Here is a 23168-nt window from a genome sequence, read left to right on the forward strand (position 1 = left end):
CCGGTATTACTGCTTTTCGGGAACAGCCTTCTTGGCGGCCTCAGCTGCCTTGTCGATCTGATCGCCGTACTTGTTGCCGGTCTTGTCGTCGGCGATGTCGGCGACCTTGTCGATAGCGTCGTGAACCTTGTCGGAGTTCTCCGCTGCGAGCTCCTGGCCCTTTTCGACCAATCCCTTGACGTTGTCCAAGAAACCCATGTCCGTGTCCTCTCCCGGTGCTGACGCACATCCTTCGGCGGAATCGTTCCTCCGCGCCCTTCGATTCTCACAGGTCGACGGCCTCTGCGCCAGAAAGCAGGTCCGTGCGTTCGAGCCGTGCGCAACTCGAGGTAGCGTTAACCCGCCAATAGCTGATTGACCACCCATCGACATCGACAGGTGCCCGGTTTGAATGCAGGACTGCGCGGGACGGGGAGCGACCCCTACCCCACGCGTGAACTGCTGTCCCGGTGGTGGTCGGATCGCACCGATTACACCTGGCTCCCCCGATTCCTCGACACTCGCGGGCTGACCGTTCCCGGACGCAAATTAGTCGCGGTGTGGTGTTTTCTCTTCGCCCTGATCGCGGCGACCATGCAGTTGAGCCGCTTCGGTTCCGACACCGCCCTGGCGCGGTCGATCTTCGCCCTCGGAACTATCAGTGGCGCCTATGCGGGCTACCGCTGGGCGCGTAATGAATCGTGGCCAACTTGGCGACAATCCGTGGCCTTTGTCGTCTGGGCCGACCTGTGGCTCGCCGTCACTCTCTTCTTCGCCGTGCGCACCGCTTTCGTCGGAACCATCGGCTGCATCTTGTTCATCATGATCGGCTTCTATGCGGCGATAGTTCACAGCCCTCGCGTTGCCATCAGCCACATCGGTTGGGCTCTTGCTGTCTGCACGACGCTCGCTGCCATGGCGATGTCCGAGCCGGTCAACGACGACTGGGTGGTCGTGAATCTCTATCTGATGGTTGCCGGTGTGGTTTTCTCCACCGCATGGATTCTGCAGATCGTCTGGCTGCGCCTGACCGACGACGCACGCAACGCCCACCGGGACTACCTCACCGCGACACTCAATCGCCGCGGACTCCAGGACGAGGCACAGCATCTGCTGCGCAGTGATCGAACGCAGGCTCTGATCGCACTACTCATCGACGTCGACTCGTTCAAAAACCTCAACGACACACACGGCCACGTCGCGGGCGACGACGCGTTGACCGCTGTCGCCGACCGCCTCCTCGCTGCCGCCGGACCCGATGCGGTGGTGGCTCGAATCGGTGGAGACGAGTTCGTCGTCCTGCGCGGAGTCGATCGAGGAGATATCGAGCAGGTCGCCACCGAGATACATTCGGCGGTCTCGTCCGACTCCGATCCCTATCCTGTGTCCGCCAGTACCGGCGTCAGCGTCTATCTGAGTCCCGAGACGGACTTACCGGATCGAGCTGTAAACGAACTGATCGAGCACGCAGACAATGCGATGTACCGAGCCAAGAAGCGCGGCGGCGATCGCATTGCCTGGGTGCAGATGTTCAGGCGCTGAAACTACTCACTCACTGTGGGCATGGTGATGCTCGCCGGGCAGGTCGTCGGGTGTCGCGAACATCTTTCGTTTCTCCCCGTGCAGGCGTGCGCTGATCCACCACGAGAGTTCCACGAGTACAACGCCGATCGCGCCGAGGGTGATCGCGAGCGTCGTCGCAGCGACGTTGCTCGGATCCAGTTTGAAGAACTCGCGGGTGAACGGCAGCGCGAACAGGATGAGGTATCCGGCCACCGACCCGCCGATCAGAACGAGCTTCCACCAGACGTACGGCCGAGCCACGACGGCCAGAACCCACACGGCGATCATGATCAACGTGATGAGCGCACTGGTTCCGGCCTGGATCTTCTGGGTTTCCGTCTGGTCCGGGCCTTGGTAAGCCAATACGTAGGAGATGAACGTGGTGATGCCGATGATCAGGCCCGACGGCAACGCCAGACGCATCACGCGCGAGACGAAACCGGTTCGCGCGCGCTCGTTGTTGGGTGCCAGAGACAAGATGAAGGCCGGGATACCGATCGTGAACCACGCTGCGATCGTGACGTGGCGGGGCAGGAACGGGTACGGCAGCGGTTCGAAGTCGAAGACCTGGGACAGGACGCCGGTGATGCCGATCAGGAACGCAAGCACCACCGAGTAGACGGTCTTGGTCAGGAACAGATTCGACACACGCTCGATGTTGCCGATCACTCGGCGGCCTTCCGCGACGACGTACGGGAGCGTCGCGAACTTGTTGTCCAGCAGCACGATCTGGGCCACGGCTCGGGTAGCCGGGCTGCCCGAACCCATCGAGACTCCGATGTCGGCGTCCTTGAGGGCGAGCACGTCGTTGACGCCGTCACCGGTCATCGCGACGGTATGTCCGCGAGACTGCAAGGCCGCGACCATTTCCCGCTTCTGATCCGGTCGCACTCGACCGAACGTCGTTGCTCCGTCGAGAGTGTCCGCCAGCTTTTCCTGATCGCTCGGCAGCTCTCGCGCGTCGATGGGACGGTCGCCGCCTTCGAGTCCGAGGGATCCGGCAACGGCGCCGACGGAAACCGCGTTGTCGCCGGAAATGACCTTGACCGCGACCTTCTGGCTGGCGAAGTACTCCAACGTCTCCTGGGCGTCCGGGCGCACTTTCTGCTCGAGCACGACCAGAGCTTCGGGGGTGACGGTGCCAGGGGCGTCGGCGTCGTCGACGGGGAGGTCGCTGCTGCCGAGCATGAGGACACGAAGTCCGCTCGAACCCACTTCCTCGGCCTTGCGGGCCATTTCCGAGTCGGGATCGAGCAGCACGTCCGGGGCACCGAGTACCCAGTTGCCGTGACTGCCGTACGACTGGCCGCTCCACTTCTTCGCCGAGGAGAACGGCGCCACCGCTGTCGCTTCGCCCCACCCGGAGTCGTCGGAGAGAGACTCGCGAATCGCCAGGACACTCGCGTTGGGGCGAGGGTCGGACGCGGCCATCGCGCTCAACGCGGACTTGACCGCAGTCTCCCCCGATCCACCCGGTGCGACGTCGACCTCGGACAGCCGCATACCGTTCTCGGTCAGCGTTCCGGTCTTGTCCGCGCACACCACGTCGACACGAGCCAGACCCTCGATCGCCGGCAACTCCTGAACGAGGCACTGGCGCTTGCCCAACCGGATCACACCGACCGCAAATGCAATGGACGTCATGAGCACAAGGCCTTCGGGAACCATCGGAACCAGAGCTGCCACCATGCCGTTGAGTGCCGGTCGGATCGGCAGGCCGATCGTGAAGAGCTGATTGAAGATGATCAGCGCACCCGCCGGAATCATCAGGTAGGTGATGAACTTCAGGATCTTGTCGATGCCGCTGCGCAGTTCGGAATGCACGAGGGTGAACTTGCTCGCCTCTTCGGCCAGCTTGGCCGCGTATGCATCGCCGCCGACCTTGGTGGCGCGGTATGCACCGCTGCCCGCGGCAACGAAACTGCCCGACAACACTTGCTGGCCACTCGCCTTGTGAACCGGATCGGCCTCACCGGTGAGCAGCGATTCGTCGACCTCGAGTGCAGCCGAACTGACCACCTCACCGTCGACGACTATCTGGTCACCGGATCCGAGTTCGATAATATCGTCGAGCACAACATCTTTGGGCGCCATCGCCACGGCGACGCCGTCACGCCTGACCATGGGCTTGGCCTGACTCACGATGGCCAGAGCGTCGAGCGTGCGCTTGGCGCGGATCTCCTGGATGATGCCGATACCGCTGTTCGCGATGATCAGCAGTCCGAACATGCCGTCGATGATCGAACCCGTCGCGAGCACGATCACCAACAACACGGTCAGGATCGCGTTGATGCGAGTGAAGACGTTGCCGCGAATGATGTCCTTGACCGAGCGGGACGCCCGGTCCGGTACATCGTTGGTTTGTCCCGACGCGATCCTTGCTGCAACCTGATCGGCGGTCAGACCGCGGGCGACGTCGACGTCGTCTGGCAATCGCTCAGGCGCTACCGCCACTGCTGTCTCTTCTGAACTGGTGTGCTCGTGAGCCATGGTCAAAGATTACGCACCCGGAGCAACTAATCAGGGTCGGACTCGTGTGGCAATGACGGCTACACGAAGATCACACCCGTGCGCCGCGGTTCTGCGATGCTGGTCGGAACGAGCAGAGAAGGCCATCGAGGAACGGTATGAAATACGTCTACAACGGTCTAGACGAGGCGCTTCGGTGCGAACGGCCCGTCGACCTGCCGATTTCTCTCGACCTCAACCGGACCGACAACGTGGTTGTCTGGTTGTCGGCGATTCGGGTTTACTCGTTCGGGATGATGTTCGCGATTGATGCCCGCTACGAGGATCCGGCACTCTCGCTGAGTCTCGGCACTTACGACGGGCGTCCCACGTTCACACATTTCAGCGCGCCGCTACTCCTCGGCCTCGGTTTCGCGGACGGATCATCGGTGACAACCGCGCAAAGAACGCGAGGCTCGCTGCTGGAGTTACGCACGGCTGAAAGCCGCTCGGGCTCAGTGCGCGGTGAGTATTTGCTGGCTCCGATACCGCCTGCCGGGCCGATCGATGTCGCAACTGCATGGCCTCAGCTGGGAATGGACGAGAAGGTTGTCACCCTCGACGGAGAAGGCATCGCATCCGCATCCGAAAGTGTCACACAACTATGGGAACCGAAACGACAACCCGATCCCGACCTCACCAGTGAACAAGTGACACATCAACTGCAGTACCAACGTGGGGGTTGGTTCGGAATCCGACTGGATTGAGGAAGATCCCGGGTGACTTTCGAGCACGGGCCGCAGTCAGCCCAGCGGTATCCACCACTTCGACGGCGGTGTCGGTGACAACGCGTCGATCCTGCCGCCCGGCATCGGGACCGACACTGTTGTGCCCGCATCTGCAGCCGACTCGTCGAGGCGAATGATCGGCTCCGACCACGAGTGAAACGCGAGGTTGAACGTCGCCCAGTGAATCGGGACGAAGACACCGCGCGACCCGTCGCCCTTGTTGAGGTCGATGTGCGTCTGCACTGCCTCTTCCGGATTCATGTGGATGTCCGGCCAGCGCACGTCGTACGCACCGACGGGGAGAAGCGTCAGATCGAAAGGCCCATAGGTTTCACCCAGCTGTTCGAAACGCGATGTGTATCCGCTGTCACCACCGAAGAAGACCCGGTGCTTCGGCCCGGCGAATACCCACGACGCCCACTGCGTCGTGTTCCGGACGAGGCCACGACCGGAGAAGTGACGAGCCTCCGTGCACGTGAGGACCAGGTCGTCGATTTTTGTCGACTCGTCCCAGTCCAATTCCACGATCCGGTTCTCGGGCACCTTCCAGTGCCGCAGGTGAGCCCCGATACCGATCGGCACGACGAACGGAGCGGTCTGTGTACGAGTCAGGGTCTTGACCGTAGCCATGTCGAGATGGTCGTAGTGATCGTGAGAGATGACTATCGCATCCACTGCAGGCAGTTCGGTCAAAGCCACCGGAGTGGGGTGCATGCGCGCGGGACCTACTGTGGCCGAGGGTGATACGCGTTCACTCCACACCGGATCGGCGAGAACGCGGTAGCCGTCGACCTCGACGAGAACGCTCGAATGGCCGTACCACGTCACCGCCGCGTCGCCGGCTGCCGCCGGTGCCAGCGGAGTGGCCAACGGAATCGGCCGACGCGGCCGACCCGTCGACCCTCGCGTGGCCATCGACTTGAACATTCCGACATCGGTGCCCGGAACCAGTGTGCTGCTGGGCTCCGAGTTGTGGAACTGGCGGTCCCGGTATCGCGGGGACATCGCCGCATACGGTTGCACCGTGTTTCGCGAGGCCCCGATCTGCGTCGGGATGCCCCATGCGGCTCGCGCCACCCACCCCGTCGCCGCGGCAACAGCAGCAACTCCGAGAACCGTCGTCTTCTTCATTCAGACGAGCGTAGCCACTATCTGCCCTGCGTGCCCGGCGCCTGTTTTCCCTGCAACCAGCTTTACTTACCCTTGAATACGGGAGGGCGGTTCTCGATGCGGGCAGCGCGGGCTTCCTGGACGTCCTCGCTGAGCCAGGCGGCGTGAAGCGCGTCGAGCTGCTCGGGAGACTGCTCCTCCATGGTGCCGTCGTCGTTGAGAACCATCTTCATGTGCCGCAACGACAGCGGTGCGAGATTTGCAATGCGGTGTGCCCATTCCTGAGCGTCGTCGAGGGTTCCAATTTTGTTGGCGAGGCCGCGAGTGAAGGCTTCTTCGGCGCCGATCTGTTCGATGCCGAGCAAAATGGTGCGCGCGGGACCGCCGCCGACCAGCGACGCGAGCCGACGCATCGTCCACTTGTCCACCGAGACACCGAGGGTGGCGGCCGGGATTCCGAAGCGAGCGCTCGGCGCTACGACGCGAAGATCCGACGCGATGGCCAGTTGCGTGCCCGCGCCGATGGCCGGACCGTTGACAGCGGCAATGACGGGGATGGGCGCCGTGTCGATAGAGCGAAGCATCTCGAACAGACGATCGGTGAAGCCCTCCATGTAGACGTCGCCGGAAAGGTCCGCGCCTGCACAGAACGCCGATCCCTCACCGGTGATGACTACGACGTGCGCGTGCTCGGCTACCGCCGCGTTCATCGCGTCCCGTATTGCGATGCAGAGTTCCGCGCTGAGCGCATTACGACGCTCGTGACGCTGCAACTCGATGGTCACGACGTTGCCGTCACGGGAGAACCCGATCATGTCCGCTCACTTTCGTTTCTGGAAGGCTCGACACAGGGATGTTCCGAGGCGCCGATACCGTCCGCATACTTCTCTGCAGCTAAGTTCTGTACATCAGGAGGTTAGATTACCGATGAGTACAGACGACCTTGCCGCACAGCAACCACACCCGGTTGACGTGGTGGTGATCGGCGCCGGACAGGCCGGACTCTCCGCCGCGTACTACCTGCGCAAGTTCGGAATCGAGCCCGAATCGGGGTTCGTGGTGCTCGATCATGCGTCGGGGCCGGGCGGGGCGTGGCAGTTCCGTTGGCCGAGCCTGACACTGAGCACCGTCAACGGCGTCCATGACCTCCCGGGAATGTCCTTCGCGGAAACCACCGGTACAGACGCCGAACAGGTGCCTGCATCGGTGGCGGTCCCCCACTACTTCGAACTGTACGAAAAGCAATTCGAACTTCCCGTCCACCGCCCGGTACACACGCGAGTGGTGTGTCCGAGGGAAGAGCGCCTGCGGATCGAGACCGACCGGGGAGTATTCGCGGCGCGAGGCTTGATCAACGCGACGGGGACCTGGGAGCGGCCCTTCATCCCCCACTATCGCGGGGCCGAGTCGTTCCGTGGCCGACAACTGCACACGAAGGACTATCGAACCGCTGCCGAGTTCGAAGGCAAACATGTCGTCGTGGTCGGCGGCGGGATCTCGGCCGTCCAACTGCTCGACGAGATCTCACGCGTCACGACCACTACCTGGGTGACGCGGCGCGAACCCGAGTTCCGCGACGAGCCGTTCACGCCGGACATCGGCCGCGCTGCGGTTGCCATGGTCGAAGATCGTGTACGACGCGGCCTGCCACCGGGATCCGTTGTCTCGGTGACCGGCCTCCCGGTAACGCCTGCCATCCGGGCAGCGCGAGAGCGTGGTGTGATGAATCGACTTCCGATGTTCTCCGAAATTCTTCCGAACGGCGTGAAGTGGGCCGACGGTACCGTCGTCGACGCCGATGTCATCCTGTGGTGCACCGGTTTTCGTAGCTCACTCGATCACCTGGCGCCGTTGCACCTGCGCGGACCGGGTGGCGGAATTCCGATGACCGGGCGCCTCGCCACGCAGGTCGAAGCCGACCCTCGCGTGCACCTGGTGGGATACGGACCGTCGTCGTCGACGATCGGAGCCAACCGCGCCGGCCAAGCGGCAGCGCGCGAACTGACCGCGTACCTGGGAATCGGCGAATGAACAGAATCCTTGTTCCGGGCGAAACCTGCTGGCGCATCGAACCGGCGGACAATCTTGCCTGCATCGTCGACGCCGCTGACTACTTTCATCATGCGAAGTCCGCAATGCTGCAAGCTGAAAAGCGAATCATGTTGATCGGCTGGGACTTCGACACGCGCATCAAACTCGAACCAGGCGAGCAGACTCTCGACGGCCCCAACCGGTTGGGAATGTTCCTCCGCTGGCTCGTCCGCGAGAAACCCGACCTCGAAATCCTCGTACTCAAATGGAACATCGGCGCGTTCACCGCAATCGGCCGCGGCATGACTCCCGTCTTCGTGTCCAACTGGCTGACCGACGAGCGCCTACGGTTCGAGATCGACGGCGCCCACCCGGTTGGTGCGGCGCACCATCAGAAAATCATCGTCATCGACGACGCTCTGGCGTTCTGCGGCGGCATCGACATGACTGTGGACCGCTGGGACACCTCGGATCACGTCGACCGAAACGATTATCGAATCACGCCGAGCGGAAGGCGTTACGGCCCTTGGCATGACGCAACCACGGCGGTCGACGGCAATGCGGCTGCGGCCATCGGCGAATTGGCGCGGGCACGCTGGAAATCCGCAACCGGCGAGGATCTGACACCGGTCAAGAGCACTGCGACTCCGTGGCCCGTCAATTTGGCTCCCACCTTGCGGGTGGTCGACGTAGCCGTCGCCAGAACATTGCCGGAACTCGGCGAGCGCGCGGAGGTTCGTGAGATCGAGGCGCTGTATCTCGCGGCCATCGCCGGCGCCGAACACACGCTGTACATCGAAAGCCAGTACCTCGCATCACGCACGCTGGCCGAGGCGATTGCCGCGCGTCTACGTGAGGCCGACGGGCCGGAAATCGTTCTGGTCATTCCCCGCAATGCCGATGGATGGCTCGAACAAAAGGCGATGGACGGGGCACGCCACGACCTGCTGCATTTGCTGTGGTCGGCCGATATCCACGACCGTTTCGGTGCGTTTTATCCCGTGACCTCTTCTGGCGCACCTATTTACGTACACGCCAAGGTTCTCGTGATGGACGATCGCCTCCTGCGAATCGGGTCGTCGAATCTCAACAACCGTTCGATGGGCTTCGACACCGAGTGCGACATCGCCGTCGAATCCGACGACGACGCAGATGTCGAGTTGCGCGCCTCGATCATCGGATTGAGGCGCCACCTACTCAGCGAGCACCTCGACGTCACCGAGGAAGAAGTCGACGACGCGTTGGGCGAGCAGTCACTGTTGTCGACGGTTCGCGCTCTCTCGACCTCCGACGCTCGCAGTCTGCGCGAATTCGACCGGAACACAGTCGACGGCGAAGACCACGTGCTCGCTGAAAATGCACTGATGGATCCCGAGCGCACGCCGCCCAGACTGAGCGATCGAATCGAAGGATTGCGCCGCCTGCTCGGCAAACGCTGAGACTCTAGAACACGCGCACGCAGTGCCCGGTTGCCAGCGCGAGTTCGACGAGCGTTGCACCGTGAACACTCGGGACGAGCGCGAGGAGAAACGTATCGCTGTCGCTGTCGAGCCAGGCAAGTGAAACGCCCGTATCGGTGATGTTGTCGCCGATACGGGCGAGAAGCGATTCGAGTCCGGCAGCTCGATCGAAGGCCACGACAAGACTGTCCGACCACTCCCACGATCCCGCCGGCGCCGACGTGAGCACTCGCAGCTGACCCAGAACCTCGGCAGCATCCTCGTTCCAGTCCACCCAGACCAGGCGTTCTTGTTCGTGCAATGCGTCGACGAGAGCAAACCACGCCATTTCCGGGTGTGGCTTCTCGAGCGTCTGTGAGTACAACTCGTTCTGTACTTCGACATACCGTTCCGGTTGGTCGATCGCGAGAGTCACACGATCGATGACAACAGCGCTGTCAGGGGCGAGCAGTTCGGCGATCGCGCGCAACGCGTCGCGAGCAGTTCCACTCACTATGGCTCCAAGTTCAATTCGGTCATCGGTGCGGTTTCCACATTCTGACATGCGTGTGCGCCTCGTTCGGATGTGTCCTCGATGTCGGGACACGAGCCAGATGCTTGCCGTGAGTTCCACGAATTCCCGGGCAGCACCGCTCGCCGAGCTACCAAATTGGACTTTCCGGCTATCCCATTCGCCGCACTTGTCCGTTTACCCTTTCACCTGGCCTTACAATCCGGATATAGTCATCGGCGATCCAAGAAGCCAACTGGGATGTAGCGAGCCAGCGAACAGTCTGTTACCGTTCAGCTAACTACCCCTTCTGGTCAAACCGGATCGAAGGGGTTCGGGCAATGACCCACGGGGGTTGACGTGAAGGGGCCATGTTCCGCATGAAACACAATTCACACACGACAACCTCTTGGTGGTCGATCGGCGAATGGCGCCTGGGATGGAAGGTCATCGCCGTTCTCGCATTGCCGATGATCGTCGCCGTCGTCCTCGGAGCCCTTCGCGTTCAGACGGAACTCGAAGAAGCCGCACAGCTGAGTTCCTCGTCCGAGCGCGCCCTCGCTGTGCCCGCCGCGATCAATCTCGAATCCGCGCTGTACGAGCTCGCCGAAGCCGCATCGGCACGCACTGACACCGGCCCCGCCACACAAGCGGTTTCGGACGCAATGGATCAACTGGTCGACGCCGCGCGCGCGTTCCAGTCCGACGACGATCTCAACGACCAAGTGACTTCGGCGCTCGCAGAGAGCCGTTCCATCACGGAGGAGGTCGCCGCCGGCGCGGTGGCTCCCGCACGCTTGGTTTCGCGGGTCGGCGAAGTCTCTCGCGCACTCTCGAGCACCTTCACCAGCGTCGTCGAGCATTCTCAGCGTCCGGCGCTGCGCGAAGAGGGTGGCCGACTCTCAGCACTCTGGGATGCGCGACGAGCACTGGCCGAACAACGAATCCTCTTCGGCTCAGGTGATCCGGACCAGCAGGCTCGTACCTCGATGGTCAGTGCCGCCGGTGCCGAACTGGTCGCTCTGAACAACATTCTCGCCATCGACGGGAGCAACGACACCGTCCGGACCCTCAGCAACTCCGCTCAGAACCGGATCAACGCACTCGGATCAACCCCGTCGACCTCTCCTCTGGGGAGCCGCGTCGGTACCGATCTGAAATCCGGAAACGACCAGTACAACAGCCTGACCGACACCACCGTCACCGAGTTCGGCGATACCGTCACCGCTGAATCCAATGCAGCACGAACCGCAGCACTTCGTGACACTGCAATCGTGCTCGGCGCGGTCCTGCTGGCACTGGCCATCGCCCTCGTCATCAGCCGATCGCTCATCGATCCGATCCGTCGGCTGCGATTTGCCGCATTGCAAGCAGCACGACGCGGACTCCCCGACGCGATCGAACGAATTCGCGCAGGTGCCAGTATCGACGACGTCGACTTCGCCCGTGTACCGATCCGCACCCACGAGGAAATCGGCGAGCTTGCACGCGCGGTGGACGACATGCACGGTCAGGCCATCACGCTGGCCGGCGAGCAGGCCACCCTGCGGCGCCAGGTCAACGACATGTTCGAAACGCTGTCGAGGCGTAACAAGTCCCTCGTCGACCAGCAACTCGGTTTGATCGAACAGTTGGAGCAGGACGAAGACGACCCTCGTCGCCTCGAGAATCTGTTCCGGCTCGACCACATCGCCGCGAGAATGCGTAGAAACGGCGACAACTTGTTGGTTCTCGCCGGAACCGATGTACGCCGCGCCAGAACCGCCCCCGTCGCTCTCGGCGATATCCTTCGTGCGGCGGTATCAGGCGTCGAGGAATATCGACGCGTCGAACTCGGGCAGATACCGCCCGGAGTCGTCACCGGTCATGCTGCCCCGGACGTCGTTCACCTCATCGCTGAACTGCTCGACAATTCTCTGCGGTACTCCCCGCCGGAGACCACCGTCTCCATCAACGCTGCCCGCACCATCGACGGCTCCATGATCGTCGAGATCGCAGATCTCGGTATCGGCATGTCGCCTGCCGATATCCTCGATGCCAACGAGCGCCTCGCCGCCGGCGGCGAGATGAGCGCGGATACAGCGCGTCGCATGGGTTTGTTCGTCGTGAGCCGAATCAGTCGTCGCTACAACATCTCTGTGCGCCTGCGCCCGACGGCAACGTCGTCGACGCACAGCGGCATCACCGCAACGGTGCTCCTACCGACGTCGATACTCGATTCTTCTCGGGGACCCGAGATCCGCACGCCGCGAACCGGACCCGTGCCCACGCTCGATCGGACTCCGCCGCCCGCACCGTCTGAACCGTCCTGGTCAAAGCCCGTCCCGACCGAATTGGCACCCCCGCAGCCTGCGACCAGAAGTTTCGCAGATCTCCCGCGTCGAACGCCCAGCAACAGCACCGACCGGACTGAGACGTTCGCCCCGATCACACCGCAATCCATTCCCACGACAACAGCGCCTTCGGGGTTGCCACGTCGCACTCCGGGCACAAGTGGAGTACCGGCGGTCAGTACCTCGACTCCGACCACTGCTGCACCCGCCACCTCCGTGTCGTCCTTCGCTCCTCTGCCCGATCCCGAAGGCACAAGCGCATCGACGTCCCTTCCCGTGCGTACTCCTTCGCCGGAATTCACCTCGCCGGCACAGGGTCCCGAGATCCCGGTGGGTCCACACCCGTCGACAACCCCGCCGCCACGGCACCGGCTCTCAGCCCCGACGCCGACAAATACTGCGGCGTTCTTCTCCTCGCGCACCCGTGACGGGCTCTCTGCTCGCGCATCGGCGCGCGCTGACGGCGCGGGAGAGGGCAACTCGAACGGCGTACTCGCTGCCCCGACCACGATGCCGATTTTCGCCCGGATGGTGTCCGAGTGGCTCGTGGACCCGACGGCGGAGACTTCAGCTGCTTCCACCGGCAGTGCGTGGACCACCGACGCGGATCAAGGCTGGCTGGCCGCTCGGACCTCGTTCGAGATGCCGGTCACCAAGATCGCCGATTCCGGACTTCCCATTCGAGACCGCGGAGCCCGCCTGGTTCCCGGCGCAGTCGGGAGAGGCGGAACGACACAGCGCCATGCATCCAATCCGGCGGACGTCCAACGTGGTTGGAGCAGTTACCAATCCGGAGTACAACGAGGGCGTCGGCGCGCCGCCGACCATCAGCCCGATGGCGGACAGTCTTTCGAATCGTCCACGATGTTGCACAACGATGAAGGAGAACAGTGAACACTGTCGGAGCCCAAGAGACTCCCCGCGCACTCGACTGGCTGGTATCGGCTTTTGCCCGAGACGTGCCGGGTGTGAGTCACGCGATCATCGTCTCAGCCGACGGGTTGTTGACGGCCTCGAGCACACATCTTCCGCTCGATCGGGCCGATCAATTAGCCGCTGTCACTTCCGGACTCGCCAGCCTGTCCGCGGGGGCGTCACGCCTCTTCGACGGTGGAGCCGTCATGCAGTCCGTCGTCGAGATGGAGAACGGCTACCTGCTTCTCATGGGCGTCGGTAGTGGCGCTTACCTTGCCGCTCTCGCTGTCGCCGGATGCGACATCGGCCAGATCGGTTACGAAATGGCGACTCTCGTCGATCGCGTCGGCACCACCATGGACATTGCCCCGAGAACATCGCAGGGTATTTGAGTTCGATGCCTCACCATCAATCCGAGTACGACGACGCCGAACCGAGCTTGGTCCGGCCGTACGCGCTCACCGAAGGTCGGACCCTGCCGTCCATCGACCTCCCACTCGAAGCGATCATCGCGACGATCGAAGACGCGGTCTCGAACAATCTTGCACCGCAGGATATTCGTGCATCGATCGTCGCACTCTGCGAGCAGCGGATCTCGGTTGCCGAGATCGCTGCCCACCTGGGTGTTCCGATCGGAGTCGTGCGGGTACTGGTCGCCGACCTCGTAGTAGCCGGATCACTGGAAATACATGCCACTCTGCGAAGCGACGCATCTCGAGTCGAGCGACGCGAACTGATCGAAAGGACCCTCAGTGGACTTCGGGCACTCTGACTCATCGTCTCGCGTGAAATCGACAAAAATCGTGATCGCCGGGGGTTTCGGTGTTGGCAAGACAACACTTGTGGGGACCGTCTCCGAAATCGTCCCCCTTCGCACGGAGGCCATGGTCACCGACGCCAGCGACGGTATCGACAATCTCGGATCCACTCCCGACAAGAGCACCACGACGGTCGCGATGGACTTCGGGCGCATCACTCTCGCCGACGACCTGGTCCTCTATCTGTTCGGAACCCCGGGACAGCGCCGCTTCTGGTTCATGTGGGACGACCTGATCACCGGTGCGATCGGTGCGGTCATTCTGGTCGACACGCGTCGCCTGGAAGACAGCTTCGCCGCAGTCGACTTCTTCGAGGCGCGAGGCCTCCCGTTCATCGTGGCGGTCAACCGTTTCGACGGCGCGCCAATCCATTCGGCGAGCGATCTCCGCCAGGCGTTGGCTCTACCCAACCGGGTTCCCATGATCGAGATCGACGCCCGAAACCGCGAATCAGCCAAACGCGCGCTGATCGCCGTCACCGAATACTCCCTCGAACGACTTGCAGCTGAAGCAGTCGTCTAGATGAATCACCAGATGCGAATCGTCGCCGAAAGGAACTGGCATGTCGGATGAAATGCACCATTTCTCGATGGGAATCTGGCTGCTCGGACTCGCCTACGTCGTGTCCGTGGTCGGGTCGGTAGTCGGCCTGGCGTGCACCAGGCATTCAGCGTCGGCGACGACAACCGCCACACGCATGCGATGGCTCGCCATGGCTGCCTTGTCGATCGGTGGCGTCGCCATCTGGCTCATGCATTTCATCGCCATGCTCGGCTTCGCGGTCCCCGGCAGTCCCATTCGATACAACCTCGGATGGACCGTGATCTCCGCGATCATCTCAGTAGGGGCCGTGTTTGTCGGCCTGCTGATCATCGGGACCGAATTTCGCTGGACGCGGCTTCTGATCGGGGGCGTGGTAACCGGTCTCGCCGTGAACATCATGCATTACACGGGTATGCGCGCCTTGCGCTTTCAGGGCGAGATCCACTACGACCTGCTCTTCGTTGCACTGTCGGTTCTCATCGCAGTCGTCGCCGGAACCGCTGCACTGTGGTTCACCATGGTGCTCGAGTCCACGATTCTGCGTTTTGTCGCCGGAATCATCATGGGCATCGCCGTCGTCGGTATGCACTACACCGGAATGGCCGCTGTCGAGGTTGTTCACGACGCGGCAGCCCCGGCGCCACAGGGACTCGAAGTGTTCTCGTTCCTCTTCCCTGTCTTCGTTCTCGGCCTGCTGGCGTTGGCAGTTCCGATTGTCGCAGTGCTGACAGCACCCAACCGCTCGACGGCACGAATGGAATCCGCCGCCGACGATCTGGCGTTCGAAGCACGAGAGTTCGCGATCTCGAACTGAGCAGAGTACGGGGCGAGTTCACGTAAATCGAGAACGCCCCGTACATTTCGGGGATGGTGGATGCCGGACACAACCCCCAGCCATCGACCCGCGCAACGCTCGTCGTGATCGGTGGTTTGCCGGCCACCGGCAAGTCGACGATCGCGCGGGCGCTTGCGCAGCGTCACCAAATCCCCTTCGTGCGGATCGATACCATCGAACAGGCGCTGATCCGCAGCGGTATAGCTGATGCGTCCGGGACCGCCGGATACATCACCGGGTACGCGCTCGCCGCCGAACAATTGCGACTGGGACTTTCGGTCGTGGTCGAATGCGTCAACCCCGTCGAGGCGACACGAAACGCCTGGTCCGCTACCGCACAACATAATTCGGCGCGCCTGCTCGGTGTCGAGGTCATCTGTTCGGATCCCGACGAGCATCGCAGACGCGCTGAACGGCGAGTCGTCGACATCCCGGATCTCGTACTACCGGCGTGGCAGGAAATTCTGGATCGAGACTACGAGCCGTGGACTACGGAACGGCTGGTGCTCGACACCGCAATCATGGACCCCGACAGTGCAGTACGACGCATCACAGCCAAGATGCTGTAGCGTGCGAGCTGCTCACAAGGTGAGAACGAAGAATGCGCTGTTCGGGTCTTCGCGGTAGTTCCCGAACGGTGGACAAGGCACGAACCCGAATTTCGCGTACAACCGGCGAGCTGGATCGAAGAACTCTTGCGTACCGGTCTCCAATTCGAGTTGCCGGTAACCTCGTTGTCTCGACTCGTCCACGACGTGTTGAAGAAGTCGCGTTCCCACGCCACGCCCCCTTGCTGCCGATGACGTTCGCATCGACTTGATCTCGCCGCCCGCCGACGACCGTTCCTTGAGTGCGACGCAACCGAGTAACTCGTCACCTTCGCTCCACAGCGTCCACATGGTCACAGAGCTATCCATCAGCCCCGTGACGTCCAGCGCGTGAACGCTGTCCGCGGGCGAGGTCGCGTGCATGTCGGCGAGATGTTCGGTGAGTAGAGCACGGACCGCATCCCGACTCAGGTCGTCAATTTCGATTCGCACAGATCCTCACTGTCCTCTTCGCTTCCGGCAGTACCGAATGAAAGTATGACTGTCCTTCACTTCGCCGAAGGCCTGGCCCGAACGTGGATGCGTTCTCCTTGGGGGCCGAACAGACTCAGTACCTCGACCGGGCCGCGCCCGTCACTGCCGAACCAATGCGGGTTTCGGGTGTCGAATTCAGCAGCTTCACCCGTACCCATCACGATGTCGTGATCGGCCAACACCAACCGCAACCTCCCCGACAACACGTACAGCCATTCGTAGCCGTCGTGCACTTGGGGATCCGGTTCCGTCTGGCTTGCCGGGATGGTCATCTTGAATGCCTGCAACCCACCCGGTTGCCGAGTCAGCGGCAATACCGTTCGCCCACTGACGCTTCGAGGTGCACTCTGGATGCGTGGATCGGCGACCTGCGGTGCCGCCACCAGTTGGTCCAACGGCACTTGGTGGGCAAGCGCGATCGGAAGCAGCAACTCCAAGCTCGGGCGACGCTCCCCCGCTTCGAGCCTCGACAGGGTGCTCTTCGAAATACCGGTGGACTCGGACAGCGCTGTGAGCGTGACGTTCCTCTGTGTACGAATGCGTTTGAGGCGCGCGCCGATCTGCGAGATGGCGGCATCGATGTGCGGACCGTTGACATTCATGGTGCCGAGTCTGACGACGATTCCCAGAAATGGCAACATTAGTTGCTGAAGAACCCCCTCCGCGAGCAATCTGTGCTCATGCGAACACACACTGAAACTGAGATCCTCGACGCCGTGATCGTCGGCGGTGGCGCCGCCGGACTCAGCGCAGCCCTGGTGTTGGGTCGTGCTCGGCGCTCGGTCGCCGTCATCGATTCCGGCAAACCGCGCAACGCACCGGCAGCACACATGCACGGCTTCCTCTCGCGCGACGGCATGGCGCCACGTGAGTTGCTCGCCGTCGGACGCAGCGAATTGCAGACGTACGGAGTGGAATTGACACAAGATGACGTAGTCGACATCTCCTGGTGCGGTATCGAACCCGGCTTTGTCGTCGAACTTTCAGGAGGCACGACGCTCGAAACTCGTACTGTGCTGGTTGCCACCGGCCTACGGGATTCACTCCCGAAAATACCAGGCATCCAGGAGCTTTGGGGGCAAAGCGTGCTCCATTGCCCGTACTGCCATGCGTACGAGATCAGCGACCAACCGATCGGCGTTCTCGGCGGCGACGCTCGCGAGATGTCACTTCACCAGGCGTTTCTACTCCGACAGTGGTCGTCGGATGTGACGTTCTTCCCCGACAAGATCTCGCTCACCCCCGACGAACGCGCGCGACTGGCTGCCCGAGGAGTGACGGTTGCCGACGGATCGGTATCTGGATTGATCGGCGAGAGAGGCGAACTGAGGGCCGTCGAACTCGACAACGGCCAACTTGTTGCGCGCTCAGCACTGTTCGTTGCGCCGCGTTTCGTTCCGAACGACGCACATCTGACGCGACTCGGCTGCAAAACCAGCCCCACGGGATTCGTGGCTGTCGATCGTTCCGGCGCCACCAGTGTTCCTGGTATCTGGGGCGCCGGCAACGTCGTCGACCCTCGCGCCCAGGTAATCAATGCTGCGGCGGCAGGTTCGACCGCGGCAATCGCGATCAACGGATATCTGGTCGAGCAAGATGTCGAATCGGCTCTTCGTTCGACCGAGCCGGAAGGGGGCTTCTCGGCGACAGTGGAGCAACGCGTCTGCGAGTTGAACGGCGGCAGCGCCCTCCACGGCTTGTGACCGAGGTGTCTACGTCGCGGGGCCGCCGTGCAACTTCTCGTAGGCGGCCTTCTCGGCGTCGTGGCGCGAGATCTTCTTCGGGTTCTCGAGGTCGGAAGGCAAACCGTGACGCTCGAGGCGACGCGACCTGTTCTGAGCCATGTAGGAGACCGAATAGAACAGTGCCAGAAGCACTCCGAGCAGCACCATCGATGCCCGCAGGGCCCACGGCCCGGGGAAGAGCATGAAGGCCGCGAACACTGGAATGAACGGCACCATGCTTCGGATCAGGTGACGCGGCACGGCCCAGTCACCGATCAGGTCGTTTCGTACCCAGTCCTGCATCGAATCGGGCAGTTTGCGCCCCACTGAATAACCCAACCACTGAAGAGGATTCGGGCTCGTACGTTGCTTTTTGGAAGTCACGGAAGTCACCTGTTCGGTACGCATCGACGGTACTGACGCAGTCATCACGTTTCTTTCGGATGCAGTCATCACATTTCTCTCATTGGTCCAAGGCTCCGGCGCGGAGCGCGGCCTCGTTGACCCGCGTCAGAACGTTGTGAAGTTCTTCGAGTTCGGCGAGGCTGACGCCGAGCTTCGCGACAACCGCCGGCGGGATCTTCTCCGCCTCCGCGCGCAGTGCCACACCGGCTTCGGTGAGGTCCACGTCCAGTTGCCGTTCGTCGGCGCGGCTACGGGTTCGCGTGATCAGCCCGGACGCCTCGAGTCGCTTGAGGAGCGGCGACAGCGTCGGCGAATCGAGTTGCAGTGCCTGCCCGATTTCCTTGACCGCCATCGGCGACTTTCCCCACAGTGCCAGCATCACCAGGTACTGGGGATGCGTGAGGCCCATCGGCTCGAGCAGTGGCCGGTAGACGGACAGCACCGCCCGGTTCGCGACCGCAAGTGCAAAGCACACCTGCCGGTCGAGAGCCAGCGGATCATCCATCTGCGTCTGCGGAGCCTTCGTCGTCATGAATCCGATGTTATCAGATTAATTAGTGCAGCAACTATTATTGCACTAATCAATCTGGCGACGATCGTCACTCTTCTCCAACGTCGACGTGGGTTGCCCGGTGAGACCCACGTGCGCTTCCGCCCTCATTCGCTCCACCATGTGCGGGTAGTGCAGCTCGAACGCCGGACGTTCACTGCGGATGCGCGGTAACTCGGTGAAGTTGTGACGCGGCGGCGGGCAGGTGGTTGCCCACTCCAGCGAGTTTCCGTAACCCCACGGATCGTCGACGGTGACAACTTCGCCGTAGCGGTAGCTCTTGAAAACGTTCCAGATGAACGGAAGCGTCGAGGCACCGAGCACGAAGGCAAAGATCGTGGACACCGAGTTCAGCACCGTGAACCCGTCCGAGGGCAGGTAGTCGGCATAGCGACGCGGCATCCCCTCGCCGCCGAGCCAGTGCTGAACGAGGAACGTGCCGTGGAAACCGACGAACGTGGTCCAGAAGTGCCACTTGCCGAGACGCTCGTCCATCATGCGACCGGTCATCTTCGGGAACCAGAAGTAGATACCGGCGTACGTGGCGAACACGACCGTACCGAAGACCACGTAATGGAAGTGGGCGACGACAAAATACGTGTCGGTGACATGGAAGTCGATCGGCGGGCTCGCGAGAATGACACCCGACAGACCACCGAAGAGGAAGGTGATCAAGAAGCCGACCGAGAACAGCATCGGCGACTCGAAGGTCAACTGCCCCTTCCACATCGTGCCGATCCAGTTGAAGATCTTCACACCTGTCGGCACGGCGATCAGGAACGTCATGAACGAGAAGTACGGCAGGAGAACAGCACCCGTCGCGTACATGTGGTGAGCCCACACCGCGATCGACAGAGCTGAAATCGCCAGTGTCGCATAGACCAATCCGGTGTACCCGAAGATCGGCTTACGGCTGAAGACCGGGAAGATCTCCGAGACGATGCCGAAGAACGGCAGCGCGATGATGTACACCTCGGGGTGACCGAAGAACCAGAACAGGTGCTGCCACAACAGAACTCCACCCGACGCCGGGTCGAAGATGTGCCCACCGAGATGACGGTCGACGAACAGACCCATGAACGCAGCGGTCAAGAGCGGGAACGCCATCAAGATCAGAATGCTGGTGATGAAGATGTTCCACGTGAAGATGGACATCCGAAACATCGTCATACCTGGTGCGCGCAGGCAGATCACGGTGGTGATCATGTTGACCGCACCGAGAATGGTGCCGAGGCCACCGACCGTCAGACCGAAGACCCACAGGTCGGCGCCGACGCCGGGACTGTGCACCGCACCCGACAACGGGGTGTACGCGGTCCAACCGAAGTCGGCAGCGCCGCCCGGCGTGAGGAATCCGCCGAGAACGATGAGACCACCAAAAGTGAAGAGCCAGAACCCGAATGCGTTCAGACGCGGGAACGCCACGTCCGGGGCACCGATCTGCAGCGGAAGTATGTAGTTCGCGAAGCCGAAAACGACGGGCGTCGCATACAGCAGCAACATGATCGTGCCGTGCATGGTGAACAACTGGTTGAACTGCTCGTTCGAGAGGAACTGCATCCCGGGGACAGCCAGTTCCGCACGCATGAACAGGGCCATCAGGCCGCCGATCAGGAAGAACACGAAAGCCGTGATCATGTACATGATCCCGATCTTCTTGTGATCGGTGGTCTTGATCATGTCGAACATCCACGACCCCTTGGGATCACGGCGCTTCGGGTACGGCCGCTCCGGAATCGGCTCCAACTCTCCGGTCCGCTCGTCCGGCACCGTTGTCGTCATGCTCGCGCGTCCTCTTTCGTGCTCGATACCGCCTCAAGAACTTTCCGCACGACCATATCGCATGTTAATAGTTAATGCACAAACTAAGTGTGGCCGACGTGAGCATCTATCGAAAACCGAACGTACGCAACCTTTTGCAGATTTCGGTGAGATAAAGTCAGGCGGCGGAATAGGTCGAGGGTCCGCCGCGTTGAACAAACCCGTGACTCTTCCCGACACATCGACAGCACCCGAGGCCTCCGCGTTGCGCGGCCTCTTCGAGCCTTTCGAGGTCAAATCACTCTCGTTGCGTAACCGTTTCGCCATGGCCCCGATGACGCGCGCCTTCTCGCCGGACGGAATCCCCGGCGCCGACGTAGCCGAGTACTACCGTCGTCGCGCAGCAGGTGGTGTCGGCTTGATCATCACCGAAGGCACGTACATCCCGGACCCGGCAGCCGGCCCGCACACCCGCGTACCGCGCATCTACGGCGATTCGAGCCTGGGTGGCTGGAAGTCGGTTGTCGACGCCGTCCACGCCGAAGGCGGATCGATCATTCCTCAGCTGTGGCACCTCGGAGTCGAACGCGGCGAGAACTCGCGCCTGAACCCCGAGGTCGAAACCGTCAGCCCCTCCGGCCTGGCACTGGACGGCACCCGCCTGGGACGAGAATTCACCACCTCTGACCTCGACGACTTGAAGCAGTCGTGGGTCGACGCCGCACTCAACGCGAAGAACACCGGCTTCGACGGTCTCGAGTTGCACGGAGCACATGGCTACCTGCTCGACGAATTTCTCTGGGCGGGAACCAATGTCCGAACCGACGGATACGGCGGATCACTCGAGGCCCGCACCCGTTTCCCGGCCGAGGTCGTCGCCGCAATCCGAGAGGCCGTCGGGGCCGAGTTCGCGATCGTCTACCGATTCTCGCAGTGGAAGTCCGGCCATTACGACGCTCGTATCGCCCAGAGCCCGGCAGAACTCGGCCGCATCCTCACTCCCCTGGTCGACGCCGGCGTCGACGTTCTGCATCCGTCCACGAGGCGTCATTGGGAACCGGCATTCGCTGAACTCGACGGTGAAGACGGCACACTCGGCCTCGCCGGTTGGACGAAGAAGCTGACCGGGTTGCCGACCATCACCGTCGGTTCGGTCGGACTCGATTCCGTGTTCACGACGGCATTCACCGGCGAAGCTGCATCTGCTGTCACCGGACTGGAGCGTCTCGAAGCTCAGTACGAGAGGGGTGAATTCGACATGGTTGCCATCGGGCGCGCGCTGCTCGCCGATCCCGAGTGGGTCGAGAAGCTCCGCACCGGACGCGCGGACGAGCACATCGCATTCACCGCAGAACATCGCACACACCTGAACTGACCTCGCACGACAAAACGGCACTCCCGCAATTGTGGGAGTGCCGTTTGTGGGTCTGCCGGAAGTACTAGCTGCCGAGCGTGACCGGGTCGGGGCCGATGCGGCCGGCCGGGTCGTCGAGAGCACCGATCGCGTTGATCTGTTCCGGTGTCAGTTCGAATCCGAAGACATCGAAGTTGGCGGCGATACGTTCGGGGGTCACCGACTTCGGAATCACCACGTTTCCGATCTGCAGGTGCCAGCGAATGATCACCTGAGCCGCGGTGACGCCATGAGCGTCGGCGATAGCGGTGATCACGGGGTCGCCGAGAACGGTTCCCTGTCCGAGCGGGCTCCACGCTTCCGTCGCGATTCCCTTGCCGGTGTGGAAGGCGCGCAATTCTGCCTGGTTGAATTTGGGATGGAGCTCGATCTGATTGAGAACCGGCACCTCACCGGTTTCGCCGATGACACGCTCGAGGTTCTCGATGGTGAAATTGGAGACGCCGATGGATCGAACCCGTCCGTCGGCCTTGAGCTTCTGGAATGCCTTGAACGTCTCGACGTACAGGTCCTTGGACGGAACCGGCCAGTGGATCAGGTACAGGTCGAGGTACTCGAGACCCAACTTGTCGAGGCTCGCGTCGAATGCCGCAAGCGTCGAGTCGTAGCCTTGGTCGTCGTTCCACAGTTTTGTCGTGATGTAGAGGTCTTCGCGGGCGATGCCGGATTCGGCGATCGCGCGGCCGACGCCCACCTCGTTGCCGTAGATCTTGGCGGTGTCGATACTGCGGTAGCCGGTCTTCAGGGCTGTCGAGACGGCTTCCTGCGTCTCGTCGTCCGGAACCTGGAACACACCGAATCCGAGTGCGGGGATCGTCTTACCGTCGTTCAGAACAATGGTCGGTACAGAGGTCACATCGTTGGTCTCGGTCATATATGGAACCAACGCGCGAGGGCCGGGAGGCATTCCCCGCCGAAC

At 62.2% G+C, this 23168-nt stretch carries 23 protein-coding genes; 12 read left to right on the forward strand and 11 right to left on the reverse strand.

Features of this window, described 5'->3' with window-relative positions; all coding sequences use genetic code 11:
- Positions 1–6: 6 nt before the first annotated feature.
- Complete coding sequence (locus tag P0M12_RS04730; protein ID WP_003940164.1) at positions 7–198, reverse strand: antitoxin; 192 nt, start codon at positions 196–198, stop codon at positions 7–9.
- Positions 199–378: 180 nt separating this feature from the next.
- On the opposite strand from P0M12_RS04730, the gene P0M12_RS04735 reads away from it, so the two are divergent.
- The gene (locus P0M12_RS04735; RefSeq protein ID WP_064074000.1) at positions 379–1521 is read left to right on the forward strand and encodes a GGDEF domain-containing protein; all 1143 of its coding nucleotides are present in this window, start codon (positions 379–381) and stop codon (positions 1519–1521) included.
- A gap of 6 nt (positions 1522–1527) precedes the next feature.
- Here P0M12_RS04735 and P0M12_RS04740 read toward each other — a convergent pair whose 3' ends face one another.
- Positions 1528–4032: a cation-translocating P-type ATPase gene (locus P0M12_RS04740; protein WP_003940410.1), complete on the reverse strand. Its 2505-nt coding sequence runs from the start codon at positions 4030–4032 to the stop codon at positions 1528–1530.
- Positions 4033–4169: 137 nt separating this feature from the next.
- Between P0M12_RS04740 and P0M12_RS04745 the strand changes: the two genes are divergently transcribed.
- Positions 4170–4757: a hypothetical protein gene (locus P0M12_RS04745; protein WP_054188848.1), complete on the forward strand. Its 588-nt coding sequence runs from the start codon at positions 4170–4172 to the stop codon at positions 4755–4757.
- 36 nt (positions 4758–4793) lie between these two features.
- Here P0M12_RS04745 and P0M12_RS04750 read toward each other — a convergent pair whose 3' ends face one another.
- Positions 4794–5909, reverse strand: a complete 1116-nt coding sequence (locus P0M12_RS04750; protein WP_007727770.1) for an MBL fold metallo-hydrolase — start codon at positions 5907–5909, stop codon at positions 4794–4796.
- Between the two features lie 62 nt (positions 5910–5971).
- Positions 5972–6703 (reverse strand): enoyl-CoA hydratase, encoded by a 732-nt coding sequence (locus P0M12_RS04755; RefSeq protein WP_003940192.1) that lies wholly within the window; start codon positions 6701–6703, stop codon positions 5972–5974.
- Between the two features lie 112 nt (positions 6704–6815).
- Between P0M12_RS04755 and P0M12_RS04760 the strand changes: the two genes are divergently transcribed.
- Positions 6816–7919 carry an NAD(P)-binding domain-containing protein gene (locus tag P0M12_RS04760; protein WP_234551854.1) on the forward strand — a complete coding sequence of 368 codons (1104 nt, stop codon included), beginning with the start codon at positions 6816–6818 and terminating at the stop codon, positions 7917–7919.
- Entirely contained in the window at positions 7916–9358 is a 1443-nt protein-coding gene (locus tag P0M12_RS04765) for a phospholipase D-like domain-containing protein (protein ID WP_218679779.1), read from the forward strand. The genes P0M12_RS04760 and P0M12_RS04765 overlap by 4 nt, the downstream gene beginning before the upstream one ends.
- A 4-nt stretch (positions 9359–9362) precedes the next feature.
- On the opposite strand, the gene P0M12_RS04770 is transcribed toward P0M12_RS04765, so the two are convergent.
- Entirely contained in the window at positions 9363–9872 is a 510-nt protein-coding gene (locus P0M12_RS04770) for a hypothetical protein (RefSeq protein ID WP_058037916.1), read from the reverse strand.
- A 377-nt stretch (positions 9873–10249) separates the two neighbouring features.
- Between P0M12_RS04770 and P0M12_RS04775 the strand changes: the two genes are divergently transcribed.
- Genes P0M12_RS04775 through P0M12_RS04800 form a run of 6 tightly spaced genes read left to right on the forward strand, consistent with a single transcriptional unit; the run spans position 10250 to position 15882 of the window.
- Complete coding sequence (locus tag P0M12_RS04775; protein ID WP_257237603.1) at positions 10250–13096, forward strand: ATP-binding protein; 2847 nt, start codon at positions 10250–10252, stop codon at positions 13094–13096.
- Entirely contained in the window at positions 13093–13509 is a 417-nt protein-coding gene (locus P0M12_RS04780) for a roadblock/LC7 domain-containing protein (RefSeq protein WP_003940329.1), read from the forward strand. Before P0M12_RS04775 ends, P0M12_RS04780 begins: the two co-directional genes overlap by 4 nt.
- Positions 13510–13514: 5 nt before the next feature.
- Entirely contained in the window at positions 13515–13889 is a 375-nt protein-coding gene (locus P0M12_RS04785) for a DUF742 domain-containing protein (protein ID WP_007727785.1), read from the forward strand.
- A complete protein-coding gene (locus P0M12_RS04790; protein WP_003940118.1) occupies positions 13870–14457 on the forward strand; it encodes an ATP/GTP-binding protein in 588 nt (195 codons plus the stop codon). Before P0M12_RS04785 ends, P0M12_RS04790 begins: the two co-directional genes overlap by 20 nt.
- Positions 14458–14497: 40 nt before the next feature.
- Positions 14498–15292 (forward strand): MHYT domain-containing protein, encoded by a 795-nt coding sequence (locus tag P0M12_RS04795; RefSeq protein WP_136470760.1) that lies wholly within the window; start codon positions 14498–14500, stop codon positions 15290–15292.
- 53 nt (positions 15293–15345) lie between these two features.
- Positions 15346–15882, forward strand: coding sequence for an AAA family ATPase (locus P0M12_RS04800; protein ID WP_042451125.1), 537 nt, complete (start codon positions 15346–15348; stop codon positions 15880–15882).
- Between the two features lie 12 nt (positions 15883–15894).
- Here the strand turns inward: P0M12_RS04800 and P0M12_RS04805 are convergent, their stop codons facing one another.
- Together P0M12_RS04805 and P0M12_RS04810 are read right to left on the reverse strand one after the other, a co-directional pair.
- The gene (locus tag P0M12_RS04805; RefSeq protein WP_042451126.1) at positions 15895–16353 is read right to left on the reverse strand and encodes a GNAT family N-acetyltransferase; all 459 of its coding nucleotides are present in this window, start codon (positions 16351–16353) and stop codon (positions 15895–15897) included.
- A gap of 56 nt (positions 16354–16409) precedes the next feature.
- Positions 16410–17036, reverse strand: a complete 627-nt coding sequence (locus tag P0M12_RS04810) for an XRE family transcriptional regulator (RefSeq protein WP_007727793.1) — start codon at positions 17034–17036, stop codon at positions 16410–16412.
- 39 nt (positions 17037–17075) lie between these two features.
- Between P0M12_RS04810 and P0M12_RS04815 the strand changes: the two genes are divergently transcribed.
- Positions 17076–18098 (forward strand): NAD(P)/FAD-dependent oxidoreductase, encoded by a 1023-nt coding sequence (locus tag P0M12_RS04815; RefSeq protein ID WP_277377485.1) that lies wholly within the window; start codon positions 17076–17078, stop codon positions 18096–18098.
- Between the two features lie 9 nt (positions 18099–18107).
- Here P0M12_RS04815 and P0M12_RS04820 read toward each other — a convergent pair whose 3' ends face one another.
- From P0M12_RS04820 to ctaD, 3 genes are read right to left on the reverse strand one after another with little or no spacing between them, the layout of a single operon-like run.
- Positions 18108–18548 (reverse strand): DUF5313 family protein, encoded by a 441-nt coding sequence (locus P0M12_RS04820; RefSeq protein ID WP_223304421.1) that lies wholly within the window; start codon positions 18546–18548, stop codon positions 18108–18110.
- Positions 18549–18582: 34 nt separating this feature from the next.
- Positions 18583–19056 carry a MarR family transcriptional regulator gene (locus P0M12_RS04825; RefSeq protein WP_003939892.1) on the reverse strand — a complete coding sequence of 158 codons (474 nt, stop codon included), beginning with the start codon at positions 19054–19056 and terminating at the stop codon, positions 18583–18585.
- Between the two features lie 45 nt (positions 19057–19101).
- Positions 19102–20856 (reverse strand): cytochrome c oxidase subunit I, encoded by a 1755-nt coding sequence (gene ctaD / locus P0M12_RS04830; protein WP_046379038.1) that lies wholly within the window; start codon positions 20854–20856, stop codon positions 19102–19104.
- Positions 20857–21058: 202 nt separating this feature from the next.
- Between ctaD and P0M12_RS04835 the strand changes: the two genes are divergently transcribed.
- Positions 21059–22210 carry an NADH:flavin oxidoreductase gene (locus P0M12_RS04835; RefSeq protein WP_075834118.1) on the forward strand — a complete coding sequence of 384 codons (1152 nt, stop codon included), beginning with the start codon at positions 21059–21061 and terminating at the stop codon, positions 22208–22210.
- 64 nt (positions 22211–22274) lie between these two features.
- On the opposite strand, the gene P0M12_RS04840 is transcribed toward P0M12_RS04835, so the two are convergent.
- Positions 22275–23123, reverse strand: coding sequence for an aldo/keto reductase (locus P0M12_RS04840; protein WP_037128502.1), 849 nt, complete (start codon positions 23121–23123; stop codon positions 22275–22277).
- Positions 23124–23168: the final 45 nt, after the last annotated feature.

This window comes from Rhodococcus sp. RCBS9 (assembly GCF_029457415.1).
GTDB classification, from domain to species: domain Bacteria; phylum Actinomycetota; class Actinomycetes; order Mycobacteriales; family Mycobacteriaceae; genus Rhodococcus_F; species Rhodococcus_F qingshengii.

Coding starts and splice junctions, on each gene's coding strand:
- P0M12_RS04730 (WP_003940164.1), bottom strand. CDS start 198: ATGGGTTTCTTGGACAACGTCAAGGGATTGGTCGAAAAGGGCCAGGAG.
- P0M12_RS04740 (WP_003940410.1), bottom strand. CDS start 4,032: ATGGCTCACGAGCACACCAGTTCAGAAGAGACAGCAGTGGCGGTAGCG.
- P0M12_RS04745 (WP_054188848.1), top strand. CDS start 4,170: ATGAAATACGTCTACAACGGTCTAGACGAGGCGCTTCGGTGCGAACGG.
- P0M12_RS04750 (WP_007727770.1), bottom strand. CDS start 5,909: ATGAAGAAGACGACGGTTCTCGGAGTTGCTGCTGTTGCCGCGGCGACG.
- P0M12_RS04755 (WP_003940192.1), bottom strand. CDS start 6,703: ATGATCGGGTTCTCCCGTGACGGCAACGTCGTGACCATCGAGTTGCAG.
- P0M12_RS04760 (WP_234551854.1), top strand. CDS start 6,816: ATGAGTACAGACGACCTTGCCGCACAGCAACCACACCCGGTTGACGTG.
- P0M12_RS04765 (WP_218679779.1), top strand. CDS start 7,916: ATGAACAGAATCCTTGTTCCGGGCGAAACCTGCTGGCGCATCGAACCG.
- P0M12_RS04775 (WP_257237603.1), top strand. CDS start 10,250: ATGAAACACAATTCACACACGACAACCTCTTGGTGGTCGATCGGCGAA.
- P0M12_RS04785 (WP_007727785.1), top strand. CDS start 13,515: ATGCCTCACCATCAATCCGAGTACGACGACGCCGAACCGAGCTTGGTC.
- P0M12_RS04795 (WP_136470760.1), top strand. CDS start 14,498: ATGTCGGATGAAATGCACCATTTCTCGATGGGAATCTGGCTGCTCGGA.
- P0M12_RS04800 (WP_042451125.1), top strand. CDS start 15,346: ATGGTGGATGCCGGACACAACCCCCAGCCATCGACCCGCGCAACGCTC.
- P0M12_RS04810 (WP_007727793.1), bottom strand. CDS start 17,036: ATGTTGCCATTTCTGGGAATCGTCGTCAGACTCGGCACCATGAATGTC.
- P0M12_RS04815 (WP_277377485.1), top strand. CDS start 17,076: ATGCGAACACACACTGAAACTGAGATCCTCGACGCCGTGATCGTCGGC.
- P0M12_RS04820 (WP_223304421.1), bottom strand. CDS start 18,548: ATGACTGCGTCAGTACCGTCGATGCGTACCGAACAGGTGACTTCCGTG.
- P0M12_RS04825 (WP_003939892.1), bottom strand. CDS start 19,056: ATGACGACGAAGGCTCCGCAGACGCAGATGGATGATCCGCTGGCTCTC.
- ctaD (WP_046379038.1), bottom strand. CDS start 20,856: ATGACGACAACGGTGCCGGACGAGCGGACCGGAGAGTTGGAGCCGATT.
- P0M12_RS04840 (WP_037128502.1), bottom strand. CDS start 23,123: ATGACCGAGACCAACGATGTGACCTCTGTACCGACCATTGTTCTGAAC.